Source organism: Clostridium sp. LBM24168, assembly GCF_052953915.1.
Genome location: NZ_CP196861.1, coordinates 1,816,596 through 1,836,268 on the forward strand (window position 1 = coordinate 1,816,596; position 19,673 = coordinate 1,836,268).

At 36.2% G+C, this 19,673-nt stretch carries 24 protein-coding genes and 1 riboswitch; of the genes, 6 read left to right on the forward strand and 18 right to left on the reverse strand.

Going from position 1 to position 19,673, the window contains the following annotated elements; translation table 11 throughout:
- Positions 1 to 7 precede the first annotated feature (7 nt).
- The 12 genes from fliI to ACSVC9_RS09045 all read right to left on the reverse strand — a co-directional run bounded on the left by fliI (position 8) and on the right by ACSVC9_RS09045 (position 10,528).
- Positions 8 to 1,315: a flagellar protein export ATPase FliI gene (gene fliI, locus ACSVC9_RS08990; protein WP_446897153.1), complete on the reverse strand. Its 1,308-nt coding sequence runs from the start codon at positions 1,313 to 1,315 to the stop codon at positions 8 to 10.
- 21 nt (positions 1,316 to 1,336) lie between these two features.
- Positions 1,337 to 2,113: a FliH/SctL family protein gene (locus ACSVC9_RS08995; RefSeq protein WP_446897154.1), complete on the reverse strand. Its 777-nt coding sequence runs from the start codon at positions 2,111 to 2,113 to the stop codon at positions 1,337 to 1,339.
- A complete protein-coding gene (gene fliG, locus ACSVC9_RS09000; protein ID WP_446897155.1) occupies positions 2,097 to 3,116 on the reverse strand; it encodes a flagellar motor switch protein FliG in 1,020 nt (339 codons plus the stop codon). The genes ACSVC9_RS08995 and fliG overlap by 17 nt, the downstream gene beginning before the upstream one ends.
- A 6-nt stretch (positions 3,117 to 3,122) precedes the next feature.
- Complete coding sequence (gene fliF / locus ACSVC9_RS09005; protein WP_446897156.1) at positions 3,123 to 4,721, reverse strand: flagellar basal-body MS-ring/collar protein FliF; 1,599 nt, start codon at positions 4,719 to 4,721, stop codon at positions 3,123 to 3,125.
- Positions 4,722 to 4,737: 16 nt separating this feature from the next.
- Entirely contained in the window at positions 4,738 to 5,040 is a 303-nt protein-coding gene (gene fliE / locus ACSVC9_RS09010; protein ID WP_446897157.1) for a flagellar hook-basal body complex protein FliE, read from the reverse strand.
- A 15-nt stretch (positions 5,041 to 5,055) separates the two neighbouring features.
- Positions 5,056 to 5,487, reverse strand: coding sequence for a flagellar basal body rod protein FlgC (gene flgC / locus ACSVC9_RS09015; RefSeq protein WP_446897158.1), 432 nt, complete (start codon positions 5,485 to 5,487; stop codon positions 5,056 to 5,058).
- A 10-nt stretch (positions 5,488 to 5,497) separates the two neighbouring features.
- Positions 5,498 to 5,899 carry a flagellar basal body rod protein FlgB gene (gene flgB / locus ACSVC9_RS09020; protein ID WP_446897159.1) on the reverse strand — a complete coding sequence of 134 codons (402 nt, stop codon included), beginning with the start codon at positions 5,897 to 5,899 and terminating at the stop codon, positions 5,498 to 5,500.
- A 314-nt stretch (positions 5,900 to 6,213) separates the two neighbouring features.
- Entirely contained in the window at positions 6,214 to 7,074 is an 861-nt protein-coding gene (locus ACSVC9_RS09025) for a flagellin (RefSeq protein ID WP_446897160.1), read from the reverse strand.
- A gap of 90 nt (positions 7,075 to 7,164) precedes the next feature.
- Entirely contained in the window at positions 7,165 to 7,503 is a 339-nt protein-coding gene (locus ACSVC9_RS09030; RefSeq protein ID WP_446897161.1) for a hypothetical protein, read from the reverse strand.
- A gap of 210 nt (positions 7,504 to 7,713) precedes the next feature.
- Positions 7,714 to 8,049: a single-stranded DNA-binding protein gene (locus ACSVC9_RS09035; protein WP_446897162.1), complete on the reverse strand. Its 336-nt coding sequence runs from the start codon at positions 8,047 to 8,049 to the stop codon at positions 7,714 to 7,716.
- Between the two features lie 62 nt (positions 8,050 to 8,111).
- Positions 8,112 to 9,425, reverse strand: a complete 1,314-nt coding sequence (thiC, locus tag ACSVC9_RS09040; protein WP_446897163.1) for a phosphomethylpyrimidine synthase ThiC — start codon at positions 9,423 to 9,425, stop codon at positions 8,112 to 8,114.
- An 84-nt stretch (positions 9,426 to 9,509) separates the two neighbouring features.
- Positions 9,510 to 9,613: riboswitch (TPP riboswitch) on the reverse strand.
- A 105-nt stretch (positions 9,614 to 9,718) separates the two neighbouring features.
- Positions 9,719 to 10,528, reverse strand: coding sequence for an alpha/beta fold hydrolase (locus ACSVC9_RS09045; protein ID WP_446897164.1), 810 nt, complete (start codon positions 10,526 to 10,528; stop codon positions 9,719 to 9,721).
- Positions 10,529 to 11,026: 498 nt separating this feature from the next.
- Here ACSVC9_RS09045 and ACSVC9_RS09050 point away from each other — a divergent pair, with 498 nt between their 5' ends.
- The gene (locus ACSVC9_RS09050) at positions 11,027 to 11,413 is read left to right on the forward strand and encodes a VOC family protein (RefSeq protein WP_446897165.1); all 387 of its coding nucleotides are present in this window, start codon (positions 11,027 to 11,029) and stop codon (positions 11,411 to 11,413) included.
- A gap of 94 nt (positions 11,414 to 11,507) precedes the next feature.
- Here the strand turns inward: ACSVC9_RS09050 and ACSVC9_RS09055 are convergent, their stop codons facing one another.
- Positions 11,508 to 11,777 carry a hypothetical protein gene (locus ACSVC9_RS09055; RefSeq protein ID WP_446897166.1) on the reverse strand — a complete coding sequence of 90 codons (270 nt, stop codon included), beginning with the start codon at positions 11,775 to 11,777 and terminating at the stop codon, positions 11,508 to 11,510.
- Positions 11,778 to 12,201: 424 nt separating this feature from the next.
- Between ACSVC9_RS09055 and ACSVC9_RS09060 the strand changes: the two genes are divergently transcribed.
- Positions 12,202 to 12,453 (forward strand): hypothetical protein, encoded by a 252-nt coding sequence (locus ACSVC9_RS09060; RefSeq protein ID WP_446897167.1) that lies wholly within the window; start codon positions 12,202 to 12,204, stop codon positions 12,451 to 12,453.
- Between the two features lie 127 nt (positions 12,454 to 12,580).
- Complete coding sequence (locus tag ACSVC9_RS09065) at positions 12,581 to 12,766, forward strand: hypothetical protein (RefSeq protein ID WP_446897168.1); 186 nt, start codon at positions 12,581 to 12,583, stop codon at positions 12,764 to 12,766.
- A gap of 97 nt (positions 12,767 to 12,863) precedes the next feature.
- Here ACSVC9_RS09065 and ACSVC9_RS09070 read toward each other — a convergent pair whose 3' ends face one another.
- Entirely contained in the window at positions 12,864 to 13,232 is a 369-nt protein-coding gene (locus ACSVC9_RS09070) for a VOC family protein (RefSeq protein WP_446897169.1), read from the reverse strand.
- A 129-nt stretch (positions 13,233 to 13,361) separates the two neighbouring features.
- Here ACSVC9_RS09070 and ACSVC9_RS09075 point away from each other — a divergent pair, with 129 nt between their 5' ends.
- Entirely contained in the window at positions 13,362 to 14,120 is a 759-nt protein-coding gene (locus tag ACSVC9_RS09075) for an MBL fold metallo-hydrolase (protein ID WP_446897170.1), read from the forward strand.
- A gap of 43 nt (positions 14,121 to 14,163) precedes the next feature.
- On the opposite strand, the gene dut is transcribed toward ACSVC9_RS09075, so the two are convergent.
- Entirely contained in the window at positions 14,164 to 14,592 is a 429-nt protein-coding gene (gene dut / locus ACSVC9_RS09080) for a dUTP diphosphatase (protein WP_446897171.1), read from the reverse strand.
- A 91-nt stretch (positions 14,593 to 14,683) separates the two neighbouring features.
- Between dut and ACSVC9_RS09085 the strand changes: the two genes are divergently transcribed.
- Positions 14,684 to 15,166 carry a DedA family protein gene (locus ACSVC9_RS09085; protein ID WP_446897172.1) on the forward strand — a complete coding sequence of 161 codons (483 nt, stop codon included), beginning with the start codon at positions 14,684 to 14,686 and terminating at the stop codon, positions 15,164 to 15,166.
- Positions 15,167 to 15,299: 133 nt separating this feature from the next.
- Here the strand turns inward: ACSVC9_RS09085 and ACSVC9_RS09090 are convergent, their stop codons facing one another.
- From ACSVC9_RS09090 to ACSVC9_RS09100, 3 genes are all read right to left on the reverse strand, one after another.
- The gene (locus ACSVC9_RS09090) at positions 15,300 to 16,511 is read right to left on the reverse strand and encodes an L-lactate MFS transporter (protein ID WP_446897173.1); all 1,212 of its coding nucleotides are present in this window, start codon (positions 16,509 to 16,511) and stop codon (positions 15,300 to 15,302) included.
- A gap of 92 nt (positions 16,512 to 16,603) precedes the next feature.
- Positions 16,604 to 17,326: a LytR/AlgR family response regulator transcription factor gene (locus tag ACSVC9_RS09095; protein ID WP_446897174.1), complete on the reverse strand. Its 723-nt coding sequence runs from the start codon at positions 17,324 to 17,326 to the stop codon at positions 16,604 to 16,606.
- Complete coding sequence (locus tag ACSVC9_RS09100) at positions 17,323 to 18,984, reverse strand: LytS/YhcK type 5TM receptor domain-containing protein (RefSeq protein WP_446897175.1); 1,662 nt, start codon at positions 18,982 to 18,984, stop codon at positions 17,323 to 17,325. The genes ACSVC9_RS09095 and ACSVC9_RS09100 overlap by 4 nt, the downstream gene beginning before the upstream one ends.
- A gap of 121 nt (positions 18,985 to 19,105) precedes the next feature.
- On the opposite strand from ACSVC9_RS09100, the gene greA reads away from it, so the two are divergent.
- Positions 19,106 to 19,567: a transcription elongation factor GreA gene (gene greA / locus ACSVC9_RS09105; RefSeq protein ID WP_446897176.1), complete on the forward strand. Its 462-nt coding sequence runs from the start codon at positions 19,106 to 19,108 to the stop codon at positions 19,565 to 19,567.
- The last annotated feature ends 106 nt before the right edge of the window (positions 19,568 to 19,673 follow it).

Consider the following 19,673-nt stretch of genomic DNA (forward strand, 5'->3'; position numbering starts at 1 on the left):
CCAGGCCCTAGCTGAACATATCCTCCAGGCCATTTACACTTTCCTCAAATGATGAATTTTCATCTATTCCCTGTTTAAGATAATTTATTATGTTATCATGACAACCTATTGCCATATCTATTTTTTTATTGCTTCCCTTAACATAGGCACCTATATTTATAAGATCCTCTGAATTTCTGTAAGTTGACAACATATCCCTTGCAAATGATGCCTTTTCCCTATGTTCTTTAGTTACTATTTCAGACATGAGCCTGCTTATGCTTGCAAGAACATCTATAGAGGGATAATGATTTCTGTTTGCCAGCTCACGTGAGAGAACTATATGCCCGTCAAGTATACTTCTTACAGAGTCTGCAATAGGTTCATTCAAATCATCTCCATCTACAAGTACCGTATAAAATGCCGTAATGGATCCTGATTCTGACATACCTGCTCTTTCCATAAGTCTTGGTAGCTTCGCAAACACGGAAGGAGTATAACCCTTTGTAGCAGGTGGTTCTCCAATTGCCAGCCCTATCTCCCTCTGTGCCATGGCAAATCTTGTAACTGAATCCATCATGAGAATTACCTTCTTGCCTCTATCCCTGAAATATTCGGCAATGGCAGTAGCAGTGAACGCTCCCTTCAGTCTTACCAGAGCAGGTTTGTCCGACGTAGCACATACAATAACGGATTTTTTCATTCCTTCCTCGCCAAGGTCTTTCTCTATAAAGTCTCTGACCTCCCTGCCCCTTTCTCCGATGAGGGCTATTACATTTACATCCGCCTCCGCATATTTTGCAATCATGCCAAGAGTCGTACTCTTTCCTACACCGCTTCCTGCAAATATGCCAATTCTCTGTCCCTGTCCACAGGTTAAGAAACCATCTATAGCCCTTATTCCGGTTGGAATTACATCCTTAATCCTTTTTCTTTTCAAAGGATCCGGAGGCTCTGCATCAAGCTGATATGGAATTCCAGAAGATATAACCGAACCATCTATTGGCTTTCCAAGACCATCAAGTACTTTGCCAAAGAGATCGTCACAGCATCTCACACTTAGTGGTTTTCTCTCCGGTACAACCCTGCATCCCGGAGAAATGCCTTTAAGCTCGCCCAAGGGCATTAAAATTACATTGTCCTCATTAAATCCTACAACCTCACATACAATTTTGTGATTTATCTCGTTGTAGATAGTACACACTTCTCCTACAAATGCCTTTATGCCTTCCGCTTCAACAGTAAGTCCTATAAGTTTTTTTACAATCCCTTCCTGGTAATTGTAGCTTGATTCTGATATTTTTCTGTTTAGCCTGTCAAAATTTATATTTATCAAATTATCACCTCTGAGGCAGTATCAATCATCGTCTTTGAAAATATCCTTTATCTTATCACAGGCAATGTCCACACTAAAAACCATTTTGCCATTGTCCCGTTCAATTACCACACTTCCATCTTCAATTGATTCATCAGGTATTATAAATATATCTCCTTTGAATGGAATCTGTTCTTTCCAGGTATCTACCTTTTTCTTAAACTTGTTGCAGTACTTTTGCCTGCTTTTTATTATAAAAGTTTTTGTACCCATCATCTGTTTCAAGGACTCGAAGACTACATCATTCAAACTCTCTTTATCTTTCACTTCATGCTTTAATATATTCTCGATGGAATTCAATATAAGCTCTTTTATCTTCTCCTCATTTTCCCTTAAATAATTATCTTTTTCCTCTACAGCCTTTTTAAGTACCTCATCTGCATTTTTTCTTATAATTTCTCCTTCTTTTTTTGCCTTGTCATAATTTTTTCTGTAGCCTTCTTCGTAAGCTGACTTGTAACCATCCTGCCTGCCTTTTTCCATTCCTTCCGCATACCCTTTTTTATAGGCCTCATTTTCTATAGTTGAAGCTTTTTCGTATGCTTCTGAAATTATCTTTTCTTTTTTTCTGTTTGAATCTTCAATTATAGCTTTTCCAAGATTTTCATAGCTTTCCACTATAGGACTTTTTTCTATCTGATTTTCCTCTTTATCCTTTTCTGCCTTCTTTTTGACTGTAAACTCTGTAAATATCTCTTTTTTCCCATATTCGTTTATGCTGTCACCTTTAAATATGCCTTTATTATACGATGATCGCATCTTCTCCTCCTCTTGACAGAACTATTTCTCCCGCTTCGTCCAGTCTTCTTATTATATTGACAATCTTCTGCTGTGATTTTTCAACATCCATAAGTCTGACAGGTCCCAGGAATTCTATATCTTCCTTCAATGTAGCAGAAGCCCTCTTGGACTGATTCCTGAATATAGCATCTGCAACATCTTCAGAGCAACCCTTAAGTGCAAGAGCAAGTTCCTTTGTATCCACTTCCCTAAGTACCCTTTGTATGGATACATCGTCAAGAGTGATAATATCTTCAAATACAAACATGGATTCTTTGACTTTCTCTGCAAGTTCTGCATCCTGCTTTTCAAGTCCTTCAGTTATATTCTTTTCTGTAGTCCTGTCAACTTGATTCAATATATCAACAATAGTAGATACGCCACCAATTATCTTCATATCGGACTTTACCACAGATGACAACTTATCATCCAGAACTTTTTCTATCTCCTTGACTACCATATGGGACGTATTTCTCATGGTTGCTATCCTGTAAGCCACTTCAGCCTGAATGTTTTCCGGAAGTGCCGACAGTATCTGTCCTGCCTTGTCAGCTTGAAGATAGCATAGTATAAGCGCTATTGTCTGAGGATGCTCATCGGATATTATATTCAGAAGCTGATGTGCATCTGCCTTTCTGGCTATTGCAAATGGTCTAAACTGCTGAGTTGCTTCTGTTACCTTATCCAGAATCTCCATTGCCCTCTGGCTTCCTAGTGCTTTTGAGAGAAGATTTTTTGCATACTCTACGCCGCCTTCTATGAGATAGTCCTTTGCCTTGTTCATTTCTATGAACTCACTTAATATTTCCTTTTTCTGATCTGATTTGACAGAACTTATATTGGCTATCTCATAGGTTATCTTTTGTATTTCAGACTCCGGAAGCTTCTTTATTATCCCGGCGGCAGCTTCAGGTCCCAATGTTATAAAAAGTATGGCTGCCTTCTGTACTCCAGTCAAAGACTGCTTGTTGTCTCTAGCCATCTATAATCACCTCTCATCCTCTGCCAGCCATGATTTAACTATGTCCGCAACTTGATCTGGCTTATCCTTAGCATACTTCTTTATCTCATTTTCAATGTGAGCATCTTCACTTTCCTGTTCGAATTCTACAGGCTTGAATTTAGGTTTAATCTGTTCTGCCGTAACATCATTATCCTGATCCATAATATCCTGTGGATTTATACCTTCCTCTCCAAATAGATCTTCTTCCTCTTCATTATGTCTTCTTCTCCATATAATGAATGCCACTATGCCTGCTATTACAGCTGCTCCTAAAATCGAGCCCGCAATTATAAGCTTTCTCAATCTATCCTGCTGTTCAGCCTTCTGCATAGCATCTATATCTTTCTTTGCATTGTCCTGTGCTGTAGTATCAAAAGGAAGTGATTCCACACTTATGGTATCTCCTCTTGCCGGATCATATCCAATGGCAGATACTGCAAGATTTCTTATGGAGGTTCTTGTGGCATCATCTACATTACCATCAAGCGCAATAGATGCTGTAAGTCTTTTTACACTTCCAGGAGCTCTTATTGTCTTCTGCTCTACGGTAGGTACATCATAATTTCTAGTGACTTCGTTATGGGTGGAATTACCACCATTTGCGGTATTTACGGTAGTATTGCTCATATTGTTGTCAACGGGACTTGTACCTGCATTGTCCGTGCCGCCTGTGTTCCTATCATTTATGGTGTGCTCGCTTACCACAACATGATTCTTGTCATAGGTCTTGCTGTCCTGCTGGACCGCATCAAAATCCAAATCTGCATTCACCGTCGCCTTTACTTTATCCTTGCCATATACAGGCTCAAGTAGTGCAAGAAGTTTTTTTTCGGCTTCATCTTCATATTTTTTCTGAAGCTGCTGCTGATCTTCAGCTGAAACAGATGAATTTTCCAGGTCATCACCCTTTGCATCGTCTTTATATAAATCCCTGGAAAGAAGATTTAATTTGTCATCCACTATTTCCACATTTTCCTTGGGCAGATTTTTCACACTTCCAGATACTAAAGATACAAGTGCCTTTACCTGATCATTTGAAAGCTTCTGCCCTGATTTGAGTTTTATAGTTACAGAAGCACTTCCAGGTTCCGTGTCTTTTACAAATTCAGTATCATCTGGTAGGACCAGATGCACCCTGGCATTGTCAATTTCAGGAAGAGCCTTTATAGTTCTCTCAAGTTCACCTTGAAGTGCCCTTTGATAGTCAATTTTCATCTGCTGGTCTGTTTCGCCGAATTTACTTTTATCCAGAATTTCAAATCCTTGACTTCCATTGGTCAGCTGTACTTCTGAAAGTACCTGCAGTCTGGCTTTGTCCACCTGATCCTCCGGAACAAGAATTGAATTTCCCTCTACCTTTACATCTATCTTGTCACTCTGCAGTTGTTTGTAAACCGCTGCAGCATCCGTACTGTTCATATTTGAAAACAATACAGCATATTTTGTCCTTCCAAGTGTTATTCCTCCAAATATCAAAGCTGCTATAATTCCTGCAGTTATGATACCAAAGGCTATCTTTTTATTTTTACTAGAATCTTTCCATTTGCCCATTAAATTTTTAAAGAATTGTGATAGCCTACCCATTAATCTAGCTCTCCTTCTACATCTGCGTTCTATTCAATTCCTGATATGCATCCACAAACTTATTCCTGATCTGTACTGCAAGTTCAAGTGACATTTTAGCTTGTTCAGCATCCAGCATTACATTATGTATATCCGTTCTATCTCCTTCTATAAAGCTCTGTACAGCGTCATCCGCCTTTATCTGTTCACTGTTTACTTCATCCAGTTTATTCTTCAGCAAACTTCCAAAATCATTTTCGCTATTCACATTATTGGCTGAAATGCCGGCACCTATTTTTTCAAATATGCTGGTATCAGGTGTAAATTCGTTTATTTTCATGTGTTTTTAAACCTCCTACTTTCCTATTTCCAATGCTTTTGAAAACATACTCTTCTCGGAATTTATTGCGCTGACATTAGCTTCATAGGATCTGGTTGCAACCATCATGTCAGCCATTTCATTGAGTATATTTACATTTGGCATGGACACATATCCTGAAGCATCTGCATCTGGATTGGAAGGATCATACACTCTCCTAAAAGGTGAATTGTCTTCTTCTATTCCTATAGCTTTTACTCCCATTGGAATACTTTCATAATTTCCACTGCTTCCCAATACTCTGTTTAAATTCTCCTGGAATACCGCAACTTTTCTTCTATAAGGCTGTCCATTTGCGCCGTGTGTTGTCTCTGCATTTGCCATATTTGAGGCCACAGTGTCCATTCTAAGCCTCTCCGCAGAAAGTCCGCTGGCACTTATCCTCAGTGTATTAAAAGCCTGAATCATAAAATCACCCCTAATTTCCGTTTATCACATTTTTTCTCATATTCAATCTATTATTTTCAAGAGTTATAAGACCATTGTACATTAACTCATTTGCTGCCTGATTCACAGTTTCAATATCAATATCTACATTATTTCCATCTTCCCTCATACTGGTTGAATTATCCACTTTTGTAGTTATAGACCCATAACCATTTCCAAGCTTTATATGCCTGTCATCATTTGTCTTCAATTCAATATTATCCATGCTGTTTTTCAGATTCTCCTCAAAGGTAACATATTGCCGTTTATATCCCTTGGTATTTATATTGGCTATATTGTTTGATATAGCTCTGCTTCTGGCTGATGAAGCATCCAATGCCCTTCCAAGCAGACTGCCTACAGCTTCATCATTTGACATATTTTGTATATTCAATGCAATTTTCTCCTTTCTCTACATTTCTATTATAATATGTATTAGACATTTATTACAAAATTCCTTGTTAAATGCATGTTAAAAGTTAACTTTTAATATAACTTTACTTTTAATTAAACTTATTTGTCAATATAACCTATTTTATCATAATTGTACTCTACATTCTATATTTTTTACATAATTTATGTAAAAAATTTTCTATTATTATGTAATTTAATGTAATATTATGTAATTTGAAGCAAACTATACAAAGCAAAAAAATAAGACACCCTGTCATTAGTAAAATTAGGTATCCTATTATTATTTTATTAGCATCAACGTTTAACAGTTTCCAGTACTCTAAGAACATCCTGCGGAAGCTCATTTGCTTGTACTATCATTGCATTGGAGGCATCTACAATTATGCTTTCCTTGGTATAATTCATCATTTCTTCCGCTACATCCGCATCTCTTAAATCACTGTCGGCACCCACCATCCTCTGGCTTATATCCTGTATACAGTCATAGGTGCTTTCAAATCTATTCTCAAGTGCCCCATATTTACTTCTTATTGAAATTACTTCATTCAGGGAATTATCAATTGCACCAAGTGCCGTATCAATATCAGCATTTTCTACTATATCAGTATTATCCTTGATTGAATAAATTTCAGCAATTCTGCTGCCAGCACCATTGATGTCAGCATCTTTGCTTAGATTCACCTGTGGTATTTTAACAGTTTCCCCCGGGTTGGCACCTACTGGCATTTCCAGAGTTTTTTCCTCGGACAGCAGCTTCAGTCCATTGAATTCCGAACTATCTGCCATGTTATCTATTCCATCCAGAAGCTGGTCTATTTCATTTTTTATTATCTTCCTGTCACCCTCTGTAGTATCTCCATTGCCTGCCTGTACTGTAAGTTCCCTTATTCTCTGAATCATGCTTGTAATCTCCTGAAGGCCTCCTTCTGCCGTCTGGAGCATACTTATGCCATCCTGGGCATTTTTAGCTGCGGCCTCAAGTCCTCCAACCTGCATCCTTATATTTTCACTTCTGACAAGTACACTTGGATTATCCTTGGCACTGTTAATCTTATACCCACTGCTTATTTTGAGCAGATTTGCACTTTGTCTGCCAAGTGCCTTGTTTTGAAGCCGATGCATGATAAGGGCAGGCATATTATAGCTTATCCTCATAAAAAACTCACCTCTCCTGTTTGTTAAAACCAGAATTCCGTATATCTGTATATAGTCATTATCGGAAATACCACAACACTACTTTAGTGTCTATTCTATAGTTTTTTCATAAGGCTCTATCTTTACATACAGATTATATCTATCCAGGGCCTGTTCTTCACTGATACGTCCATTTACAAGGTTTTGATACAATATATATAGATTTGCATTCATATCCGGGTCGGAGCTCTTTGTCTCTTTCATTTTTTTCAATATCTTATCCTCAAGAGACAGATTTTCATAATTAAGTTGTGACTCCAACATATTTAGCATGTCCGAAATCTGTTTTTTAATCATTTTATTATTCTCACTTATCTTAATTGTCTTCAATCCCGATACTATCCTGTCTATACACTGTCTACTTATCAATACTTTATCTTCATTATCCAAATTTGTCACCGTCCTTACAATTCAATTAATATGCCACCTATATGAAAACTCTGAAATAAATCCAAAGATTGTTTTTATAAATTAATATTACCAACAATCCTATATATATGTCAATTGCATATAATTGTCATATATATAGGGGAAATGTACATAAAGTTCATTTCCCCTGATATCAATAAATTATGAAATTTTAGCCAGTTTGTATAAGCCCTAGGCAAGAGTTTCCTTCTTATATTCAAGAAATTGAATTGTATCAGCTTCCACATTTGTATAATACCTTTTGGTATCTCCCTTTATACAGCTCCTTGTAGTTATTTTTCCGCTTACTCCAAGAAGTCTTCCCTTCTTCAGATACTGCTGAAGCTTTTCAGCTCCTCCGCTAAAATAGGATACTGAAATAAAATCAGCCTGTTTTTCTTCTCCTTTTTTGCCTATGAAGTTTTTATCTACTGCCAATATGAATTTTAAAATACTCCTTTTGCTGTTTTCTATTTTGAAAAGCTCAGCATCTTTAGTAAGCCTTCCTATAAGAGTAACATTATTCAAGTAGATTACCTCCCAACTATTTTTTTAATAATTATATCCATGTCGGGAGTTTTTAATCACAATTAATCATCTTTTCTAAGTATATTTACATCTTTTCCACTCATTACCCTGTTCATATTTCTAACCGCACACATTTTACCACACATTGTACATGTATCATCACATTCCGGAGTTGATTCCCTTCTATATCTTATAGCTTTTTCCGGATCTATTGAAAGCTCGAAAGTTCTTTTCCAGTCAAGTTTTTGCCTTGCCTCTGCCATTTTGTTGTCCCAGTCAATTGCTCCTTTTACACCTTTTGCTATATCTGCTGCATGTGCAGCTATTTTTGAAGCTATAATTCCCTCCTTCATGTCATCCAGTGTAGGAAGTCTAAGATGCTCTGCAGGAGTAACATAACACAGGAAATCCGCACCGGAGGCAGCTGCAATAGCCCCTCCTATGGCACTTGTTATATGATCGTAGCCAGGTGCAATATCTGTAACCAGAGGCCCTAAGACATAAAATGGAGCATTGTGGCACAATTTTTTTTCAAGAATCATATTTGCTTTTATCTCATTCAATGCCATATGTCCCGGTCCCTCTATCATAACCTGTACATTTCTCTCCCATGCAGCTTTGGTAAGTTCTCCAAGTGTTATGAGTTCCTTTATTTGAACAGCATCTGTCGCATCGGAGACACACCCGGGCCTGCAGGCATCTCCAAGGCTCAAGGTTACATCGTATTTTTCACATATGTCAAGTATCTTATCAAAATGCTCATAAAATGGATTTTCCTTGTTGTTAAGCACCATCCAGGCATACATAAGTGATCCGCCCCTTGAAACTATGTTCATGATTCTCCTGTTTCTCTTGAACACCTCAGCAGTTTCCCTGTTTATGCCTGCATGAATCGTCATAAAGTCAACTCCGTCCTTTGCTTGCTTTTCGATGACTTTTATGAATTCCTCCTCGGTTATGTCCTTTAACTCCTTGTCATAAAATCCAACTGCATCATATATTGGAACGGTTCCAATCATGGCACTGCTCATATCTATAAGTTTCTTTCTGAATTCCTCGGTTTTTCCAAAAGAGCTCAAATCCATTATGGCCTCGGCTTTCATTTCAATTGCCTTCTTAACCTTTTCAAGTTCAATGTCTACATCAGGACAATCCCTTGATATTCCCAGATTTACATTTATCTTTGTCTTAAGTCCACTTCCCACAGCCTCCGGATCAAGTGAAGCATGATTCTTATTGGCAGGAATTACAGCCTGTCCTTCTGCGATCAGTTCTTTCAATTTTTCTATATCTATATTTTCCTTTTCAGCTACTACCCTCATTTCTCTTGTAATTATACCTTTTTTAGCAGCATCCATCTGAGTAGAATAGTTCATAATACCTTCCTCCTTTTATATCTATAAATTTCTCATAAAAAAATCAGCCTTCCCCTAAAGAAAGCTGAAATATACTCCGTCTAACTCGCAATATACATACTTTCCCTACGGTAGAATTAACTACATCAGGTTCTAAGGTTTGAGATTCGAAAATCTCTCTCAGCACTTCGGCACACCCAGTAAAAATCTATTTGTCTATTTAATTTTATTTAACTACTTAGTTTTAGTTTAACACAACTTGATTCCCTTGACAATCGACAATTTTATATCCTGAAATTAATTCTTGAGCTCTATTATCCAATAAATTTCACTAATTCCTCGTTAAATCTATCTTTCTCATCGTAAAACAAGCCATGCCCGCTGTATTGAAACGGTATTAAGGTTGAATTCTCAATACATTCATTCTGTATTTCCCCCAGTTCAAAAGGCACAATCCTGTCGTGAATTCCATGAAGGATCAATGTTGGAACATTTATTGAAAGCAAATCATCAAACAGCTGCTCCCGCAGCCATGTATCTGCTACTGCAATAGTTGCCCAGCTTGCTGCCTGTAATCCCAAATCCAGGAACCAATCAGCAAAGGATCTGGTTATATGCTTAAAAAAGAATATATCACCAAAATCACTTAGCATTTTAGGTCTATCCTCATATGTTTGATCAATAATGTCAGTTACAATTTTTTTATCAAGCCCGTATGGAAAATTCGGACGCTTGATAAGACTTGGGGCTGCTGCCGCAAAAAACATAAGTTTTGATACACCATATCCCTTATACCTTGACATATATCTGGCAGCAATGGCTCCTCCTGTGGAATGGCCCGCCAGCATAAAATCCTTCAATTGTAGTGTCTCCACCACCTGCCTAACATCATTTGCTAGCGTATTATAATCATACCCTGTAAATGGTTTATCAGATTTGCCAAATCCTCTTTGATCTATGCCTATACATCTATATCCCTCTTTAGGAAGTATATTAAATTGATATTCAAATAAATTATGATTTCCAGGCCAGCCATGTAAAAACACTATGGTTTTTCTTCCATGAGGATTGAGATCCTCAACATAAACCTTCACCCAGGGCTCTACCTCAACATAATAACCCACCAAAATTCCTCCGATATCTAATATTCACCCATACATATTATTCCAATAGATATAATCTTGTGAATATATGTCGACTTTATTTTAGAGGTAATATTTCCGTACAGAATATACTGAGATTAAGAGATATTCGCAGATATTTATAAAAATACTAAGTTATATATTACTACTTATATCTTAAATAAAATTCTACATTTTGGATATACTAATTAATGATGTTTTTACATTCCCTTTCTTTGCCAACCTTCGGGTTGGCTTTTTTTTATATAAAAATAATAATTTGGCTAATACATAAAAAATATAACAAAAACAATTAAAAAATAGCCCCTAGTCAGTCTCTTATTGTGAGTTTTCAGTGTTTCTTTGGTCTGTTCATGCCTTTCCTCACTATGATATCTTGTAAATTATGTTATAATAAGCATTATGCAAAATTATACTCTAATGAACAATATTATATTAGAGTGAACTATAAGTTAAATTAAGAAAGGGAGGAAATATACAATGAAAGCACAAATTAATCTTATTACAATTTGGACAAATGATATAGATAAAATGAAAAACTTCTACAATCAAGTTCTTGAGTTTAGAATTGAGAATGACCTTGGTAATTATGTTGAATTTGAAAACGATGGAGTAAGATTTGCTATTTGTATGAGAGATGTTATGTATGTGTATAGTAGCGAATATAGGAAAGAGTCCTCTGGACAAGGCTTTGAACTTGCTTTTCCATGTGAAAATCCTAATGATGTTGATGAATCATTTAAGAAGTTAATCTCCAAAGGAGCAATTTCTGTTCATGAACCACAAAATATGCCTTGGAATCAAAGAACAGCACTATTTGCTGACCCAGATGGAAATATACATGAAATTTTTGCAGAAATTATATAGTACGCAATCTTCTTATATTGAGTATTATAGGCAGGCAATCCCAACTATAATTTTTTAGGCTATATTTCAACATTATATTAAAACATAACCTATTTTAAACATTAACTGATCTAATTATCGTATCAACAATTACAAACAGCATAAATGCAGAAACAATCCACAGGAAAATTCCTAATGCTTTTTGCTTTTGATACCCAAAATAATTAACGCCACTTAAAAACATTGTTAAACATAGACTCCCTTGAGCCAAAAGGCGGAATACATAATTGCTGCTGTCTTTAATGGATAATAGTGCAAATAACACAGTAACAGCTGAAACAATTATAACTGCTATTTTAATCGGCAGTTTCTTTTTTATTTTCATAATGTATTTCTCCAAAAAAATTTTTAAAATTACGACAGTATAATATAATTGATAATGTGCCAATTATAGTTTTTTTACTCCATCTTTATTAAACACTTTCCTTAGATGAATTTCTGTGTATGGTATAGAAATTATAAGCAAAATAACAGATATTTTTACTGGTGTGCTGCTATTAGCTTCACCCAGTGCAATGAAAAATATGGTTATCAATAAAGATATTATTCCACTTAAATAATTTAAATATAACATTAATACCTCTACTATTTATAAAATTCATCTTTATACTTTAATTTTACCATATTTTCCTTTGAAGGCAAATATTATAGTAATTTATTATATTACATTCTGATTTAATTCCTAAATAATTTCCTATATCTTTAGTTTCTCTCAAAATGGGCGATAAAATATATAAGGAGGGAACGTTATGATTATACATTCTGTTGGTATGGGAGGCTTCTTACATATGAATTCTCATACTATTTCCAAAACAAAAGTGGAAGCATCAAAAACAGATAAAGGTACTTCTACTGAAAGCACTTCGGCTACTTCTAAAAAGGAAAATACAACTTCCTTGTCAGATAGTGTTGTAAAAAAAATTCAGGAAATGGCACAGGAAGGCGCGGCGAAAGGTGTATACATAGGAAATGATTATATATCCCTATATCAATTCCTATAAAAAACAACATGTATCTCCTGATCGTTCAAAGCTTATCTCATTAATGACACCTACAATAATGAACGCAAAATATACAAATGGCTTACCATACTTTTTTAGGATTACTGGATTACCTTTTACAGGGCAAATGTGCGTTGGTGCAACTGGATCATCTATGTTTATTTATGATCAAAATGGTGACGAAGTTTTATCTTATAGCTCTAATACTGGATGGGCAGAAGGACATACAAGAGCAGAAGATCAGTTTTATGATGAAACAACAGCAATTTATCATGAAGCCTACACTGCCGCAAGAGCGGATATGAAAGCATAAAGACACCAGCTTAGTGAAGTTATCTATTTTAAGTCGGCATCTTTACTAAGTCTGAATTAAGGCATACTTATGACCCTATGTTAATAAGTAATGGACTTTATTTCCGAGGCAGTATTTCCGTCCAGTAACCATCTGGATCAGCTATAAAATATAATCCCATTTTCTTGTTTTCATAGCATATACATCCCATCTTCTTGTGGTGCTCGTAGGCAGCATCATAATCGTCCGTCCTCACCGCCATATGTATTTCGTTGTCTCCAAGATTATAAGGTTCTTTTCTATCTCTAAGCCAGGTAAGCTCTATTTTGTATTTACTGTTCCCGTCTCCCATATAGACAAGTATAAAACTGTTGTCGTCGGGAATCTTTCTATCGATTTCCCTGAATCCAAGTGCCTCCTCATAAAATCTTTTTGATTTTTGAATATCCAGTACATTTATATTGTTGTGATCAAATTTGAATTTCAAAACATATCCCTCCCATTTATTCAACTCGCATTTTACAAATTACCCCCATTATAACCTATATACATATATTTGTGAATATATACTGTATTTATGATATTATATAGTAAATAATAAAATGAGGTGTTTACATTGAGCAATCATAACATAAAAATCCATTACCTGTACCACAGCGGATTTGCAGTTGAAACTGAAGAGCATTTCCTGGTATTTGACTACTACAAAGACAGCTTTACCGGAAAGGAAAAATCCATAGAAAATGGACTTATTTCCGAAGATTTTATTAAAGATAAAAAAAATACAATTGTATTTGTGTCCCACAGTCACCCTGATCATTTCAATCCGGTAATATTCAAATGGAACAAATCGAATAAAAAAATCAAGTATATATTGAGCAGTGATGTACCGGTAGTGGATTCAAAAGAAAATTATTATAAATTATCAACATATGAAGATATCACCTTAAAAGAGGAGGGTGTTTATATAAAGGCCTTCGGTTCAACAGATATAGGGATTTCATTTCTGATAAAACTTGAAGGAATTACCCTTTTTCACTCCGGCGATTTAAACTGGTGGCACTGGAAGGAAGATCCAGCTGAAGACAGGAAATCTGCAGAAATAAATTTTAAAGATGAAATAGACAAATTAAAAGGTCAAAAAATTGACATAGCCTTTTTCCCTGTAGACCCAAGACTGGATGAATATTATCTATCCGGTGGTGAATATTTTATAAAGGAAATAGAGCCACGGATATTTTTCCCAATGCATTTCTGGAGCCGTGTGTCAATTTCCACAAAATTCAGGGAGGCCATGAAAAACTACAGTACAAAAGTAATGGAGCTTCACAGTCCAGGTGAAGTATTCTGTCTTGAAATAAAGGATTTATCTTAGATATCAGCTAAAAAGGGACTGTATAGAACAGTCCCTCTCCATATCAGAATCCGGTGGAACCAAAACCACCCTCTCCTCTTTCCGTATCAGTCAATTCGCTGACCTCTTCCACCTGTACCCTCTCTACAGGTTTTATCACCATCTGGGCAATTTTCATATTTTCCTCAACCAAGAAAGGTTTATCCCCAAGATTTATCATGATAACTCTTATTTCTCCTCTATACCCTTCATCTATTGTTCCAGGAGAATTTAAAAGGGTTATTCCATTTTTTAATGCAAGTCCACTCCTTGGTCTTACCTGTGCTTCAGTATTTTCAGGCAGCTGTATTCTTATACCTGTAGATACAAGCTTTCTTTCCATTGGTTTTATCAATACCCTCTCCACAGAAAAAAGATCGAGACCTGCATCTCCTTTATGTGCATAGAATGGCATTATGGCTTTTTCATTTATTCTTTGTATCAGTAATTTCATAACAACTGCATCTCCTTTCGTTACAACATTTATTTACACAGAAAACATACTATGCTAAACTAATTGTAAAAGAAATCGGGGTGAATTTGTATTGGATTCAATAGCACATTTATTCAATCAATATGGCTATATAATATTAACAGTATCTTTAATTCTTGAACTGCTGGCACTTCCTCTTCCCGGTCAGACCATCATGACCTACTGCGGATATATAATACACGAAGAAAACATGAGCCTGGTACTTGGAATTTTAATGGCATCCATAGGTGGAATTACAGGAATCACCATCTCCTATTTTGTAGGCAGAATTCTTGGAAGGCCTTTTGTTGAAAAATACGGTCATTATATTCATTTAAAACATACTACATTTGACAAAATATCCAATGCCTTTGAAAAATATGGTGTTTTCCTGCTGTTCATATCCTATTTCATACCTGGTGTGCGACATTGTATGGGATATTTTTCAGGAATGATAAAACTCCCCTTTAAAAAATTCATGATAAGTGCCTACTTGGGAGCCTTTATATGGACAGGAACCTTTATATCATTTGGAAAGTTCCTTGGCAATTTATAGATTTTCATCATCTTCAATTCTCCAAAACCCCTGACCTTATATTACTACGAGAATTAAAAATAATCTATACAAAAAATAAAGCCAGGCAGAAAAACAGCCGGAGATTCGTTCCCCGACCAAACACTGCCTTACACTAGGCTACATTTCTCTTGAATTTGGATTCAGAAGATTCAGCCGTTCTGATCTCAGGTAATTTTATAAAGGCCAGAACCAAGGATGATATTATGCAAAGCACACCTATTACTATGAAAGTCCCTCTGAAATTTCCAGCAATACCTGCTATAAAGGATCCCGAAAGAGCTCCTATTCCAAAGCCCTGATATATAACTCCATAATTCCGGGTCTGATTCTTAAGTCCGAAGAACTCCCCGACGACGGGTGGGAAAATCGTAATGTTTCCTCCAAAGCAAAATGCTATTGTACTTACACAGGTGAAAAAAATCATAAAGTTCATATCTACAAAGCTGAGTGTAAAAGTAGCAGCCGCCGTTACCAGAAGAGACAATGAGAGCAATTTTGTCCTTTTCATTCTATCGGAAACTGTTCCAAGTACTATTCTCCCAACTGTATTGAATACAGCAACCATTGCCACTGCATTTGCAGCTGTTGCCTGGTCGAGTCCTGCCAAGCTGACCCCTATATCCTTTACAACTCCTATTAGATAAAGCCCGCTCATGCACGCTGTAAACACAGCTATAAAGAGCAAATATGCCTCTTTAGTCCTCAGCATCTCACCAACAGTAAAATTATTATCATAGGTCTCCGTGCTTTCAGCAATAACTGCATCTTTTAAAAGCTGTGCGCCTGAAAATATCAATATCATGGTTATGATTCCCCAGAATAAAAAGGCTCCAGCTTCACCTTCAGAAGCAATCATATCTCCATTTATATATTTAAACAACAGGCTTCCGCACCCATAAGCTCCTACAGATACACCAGATATGAGCCCTTTCTTTTCTGGAAACCACTTTATACAGTTAGAAAGAGTTGTCATATAGGCTATACCATCTGCAGCTCCAACTATTACACCTGCCGTAATGTACAGCATAGGAAGTGAAGATACCCTAGAAGTCAAAATCAGTCCTATCCCCAGTGCTATTCCACAGATGGAAACAAGTTTTCTTATGCCTAACCTTTCCTGGAGTCTGCCTGAAGCAAGTGTAGAAAACGATAGTGCAAAACTAGTAATGGAAAATGTCAATGCAACCCTGTTCAGATCCCAGCCAAACTTGTTTACTATAGGCTGATTGAACAGACTCCATGTATAGATTGTCCCAAGTACCAGCTGAACAATTATAGATCCAATCACTATTAGCCAGCGGTTATTTTTTGATATATTTTGCATTTCACTCACCTCTTCATTTATTATTATAAATAAATAAAATTTGAGCTTCCCATTTTATGAATGAAATGCAAAAAAGACTACATGGAATACATTTATATGTTCATAATCTGTTTGAATTTCTTTATATTGCTTCTACTTACTGGTACCTGAAATTCTATGCCATCCAATTTCAAGTTATAGGTATTGTTGAACCATGGTATTATTTCCCTTATTTTAGTTATATTGACTATATAAGACCTGTGGCATCTGAAAAATTTATTTTTGGGAAGACTGTTGTAAAAGTCGGATATGCTGCTATTTACAAAATACTCTTCTGTTTTTGTAAATACAATGGTTATTCTCTCTCTGGCTGTACAATAAAATATATCATCCATTTGTACTACCATTATCTTATCATTTTTCCATAAATTTATCTTGTTTGCCATGCTGCTTTCAGGAGAATTATGAGTCTTCTCCTTGTAATCCATCTCCAATTTTTTCAGCATAGATTTAATTCTGGATTCATCATAGGGCTTCAATATATAATCAAAGGCATCAAGTTCAAAAGCATCCACTGCATATTCCCTATAGGCAGTTATAAATACTATATAAGGTTTTTGGGAAAATTTGCTTATATTCTTTGCCAGCATCACTCCGTCGAGGGAAGGTATATTTATATCCAAAAATATAACGTCAATCTCATGCTGCTGGATAAATTTAAGAACATCCAGTCCGTCCTCAAACTCCCCTGCGATTTCAATACTGCTGTAATTTTTTATGAAATATTTCAGTTCCTCCCTTGCCAGGAACTCATCCTCTGCTATTATTGCCTTCACGATTCAAACCTCCTGACATAAAATTCTATTCTGGTTCCCTTCTCAAGTCTCTTGATTCTAAGCCCCTGCCCATATATAAGCTTCAGTCTGGAATGTACATTATAAAGTCCTATTTTGTTGTCAGGAACATCATCATTGTATACACGTTCAATCATATCTTCACTTATGCCAATTCCGCTGTCCTCCACGGACACCTTTACCCTGTCTTTTTCGTCTTTCAAGCTTATCCTCACCGTACCAGGCCCCTTGACTTTTAGTATACCGTGAATTATGGCGTTTTCAACAAGGGGCTGTATTATAAGGCTGGGCACTTTTACATCCACCTCGTCTATATCGTATATAACATTGAGTTTATCGTCAAACCTGGCTTTTTCTATTTCTATATAGTCTCTGACCTGTTTAAGCTCACTTTTTACAGGAATAAATTCATCATTTAGCTCTAGATTGAATCTAAGATAACTGGACAGGTTTATTATAAGTTCCCTTGCCCTGTTAGGATTTATTCTTATAAATGAAGTTATGGCATTCAATGCGTTGAACAGGAAGTGTGGATTTATCTTCGTCTGGAGGGCCTTTATTTCAGCCTTGTCTGCCATTTCCTTAACCTGCTCCACCTTTGAAACCTCCATCAAGGTCGATATAATCTGGGAAAGTCCTATGGCAAGTGTCCTGAGGGAATAGGTTATTTTATGAGCTTTTATGTAATATATCTTCAATGCACCTATAACCTCCTCCTTGTCTTTAGGAGGTATTATAATTGCAGACTTCAGTTCAGGACTCTTGCTGTCTATGTGATCTTCCTTTATAATTATATTCCCGCTGGCTATAGCTTCTTTTGTAGTGTTGTTCAATATGTTATTTCCTATGCCGTAGTATTCCTCTCCAGTCCCTATATAGGCAAGTATGTATTTATTGTCTGTTATGGATACCGCATCTGCCTTTATATCCCTCTTTATAATAGTACATATGGTATTTAGGGAATCCCTGTTTATCTTTCTGAAATAGGGAAGTGTCTTATTTGCTATGTCAAGAGCCAATTTAGCCTGTTTTGCAGCTATCATCTCTTTTTCATTTTCAAGATTCTCAACCAGTAGCACTATAAAACCTACATTTATTTCTCCGAGTATCATGGGTATGGCAATTTTAGACACAATCTCAAGTCCTATACTGTGAGGTCTGGAAAATAGAAGTATGAGAAGCATTGTAAGAACCTCGCAGAGCATTCCCGTAATTATTCCAATCAACCATCTGTAGTTCCTTCTAACCCTGGTGTTTATGAACCCTGCAGTCACTCCTGCCGTTATACTGCTTATAAGACACGGAAGTGAGGTTACTCCGTTTATGTCCGTCAGATATCTGTGAAGTCCGGATACAACACCTGTTGTTATTCCTACAAACGGTCCGAACAGTATACCGCCGGATATTATGGTCACTATCCTTACATTTACAAGAGATCCATCCACATTGATCCCCGTATATGTTCCAGCTACAGCAAAAACACTAAACAATAGGGAGATTATTACAATATCCTTCTTTTTGTAGTTTTCCTCCAGAAATATATTTCTAAAGCCCTGTATCCTGGTTATAACAAACAAACAGGTTATAAGGAGAGCCGCCCTTTCCATCAATTTAATCAATATAGTGTAAGTATCAGCCAATATTTCACCACCCAATTATACAATTCATAGCTTACAATTAATAATATATTACTACTAAGATTGAAAATAATCTAGAATATGATATCATATTCCTATAAAATCTGAAAAGGGATGTATTTACATGTATAATTATCTTACAAAAGAAGCTATAAACAAGCTAAATAAGGAAATAGAACATAGAAAAGTAGTTGTAAGGCGGAAAATAAACGAGGATCTCAAGGAAGCACGGGCACAGGGAGACTTAAGCGAAAATTTCGAATATAAATCTGCCAAAAGGGACAGAGCCCATAACGAAAGCAGAATAAGATACCTTGAAAGAATGATAAAAACCGCAAAAATTATAGAGGATACCACATCGGATAATGAAGTCGGCATTGGCAAAACGGTATACCTCAAATTTGAAGACGAGGATGAAGCAGAAAAATTTTTCATAGTAACTACAATAGATGCAGATCCTGTAAACAACAAAATAAGCATAGAATCACCCCTTGGTTCCGCCATATACCGGCATACTGCAGGAGAAAAGGTTACTGTCACATCACCTGAGGGCAAATACTCTGTAATAATACAGAAGGTGGTCTGACATGATAAACATCTGCAAAGTTTAGCTTTTGTTTATAATTAGTTTATACAAAGTAGATACCTGTATTTTAAAATATAATCAGGAGGTACTTCCGGATAAAAAAATA

Excerpts from the sequence above, each read along its gene's own strand:
- ACSVC9_RS09060 (WP_446897167.1), top strand. The coding sequence starts at position 12,202 with ATGATTATACATTCTGTTGGTATGGGAGGCTTCTTACATATGAATTCT.
- thiC (WP_446897163.1), bottom strand. The coding sequence starts at position 9,425 with ATGAACTATTCTACTCAGATGGATGCTGCTAAAAAAGGTATAATTACA.
- fliG (WP_446897155.1), bottom strand. The coding sequence starts at position 3,116 with ATGGCTAGAGACAACAAGCAGTCTTTGACTGGAGTACAGAAGGCAGCC.
- ACSVC9_RS09050 (WP_446897165.1), top strand. The coding sequence starts at position 11,027 with ATGAAAGCACAAATTAATCTTATTACAATTTGGACAAATGATATAGAT.
- dut (WP_446897171.1), bottom strand. The coding sequence starts at position 14,592 with ATGAAATTACTGATACAAAGAATAAATGAAAAAGCCATAATGCCATTC.
- ACSVC9_RS09055 (WP_446897166.1), bottom strand. The coding sequence starts at position 11,777 with ATGAAAATAAAAAAGAAACTGCCGATTAAAATAGCAGTTATAATTGTT.
- ACSVC9_RS09090 (WP_446897173.1), bottom strand. The coding sequence starts at position 16,511 with ATGCAAAATATATCAAAAAATAACCGCTGGCTAATAGTGATTGGATCT.
- fliE (WP_446897157.1), bottom strand. The coding sequence starts at position 5,040 with ATGAAAATAAACGAATTTACACCTGATACCAGCATATTTGAAAAAATA.
- greA (WP_446897176.1), top strand. The coding sequence starts at position 19,106 with ATGTATAATTATCTTACAAAAGAAGCTATAAACAAGCTAAATAAGGAA.
- fliF (WP_446897156.1), bottom strand. The coding sequence starts at position 4,721 with ATGGGTAGGCTATCACAATTCTTTAAAAATTTAATGGGCAAATGGAAA.
- ACSVC9_RS08995 (WP_446897154.1), bottom strand. The coding sequence starts at position 2,113 with ATGCGATCATCGTATAATAAAGGCATATTTAAAGGTGACAGCATAAAC.
- ACSVC9_RS09025 (WP_446897160.1), bottom strand. The coding sequence starts at position 7,074 with ATGAGGATAAGCTATAATATGCCTGCCCTTATCATGCATCGGCTTCAA.
- ACSVC9_RS09065 (WP_446897168.1), top strand. The coding sequence starts at position 12,581 with ATGTGCGTTGGTGCAACTGGATCATCTATGTTTATTTATGATCAAAAT.
- flgC (WP_446897158.1), bottom strand. The coding sequence starts at position 5,487 with ATGATTCAGGCTTTTAATACACTGAGGATAAGTGCCAGCGGACTTTCT.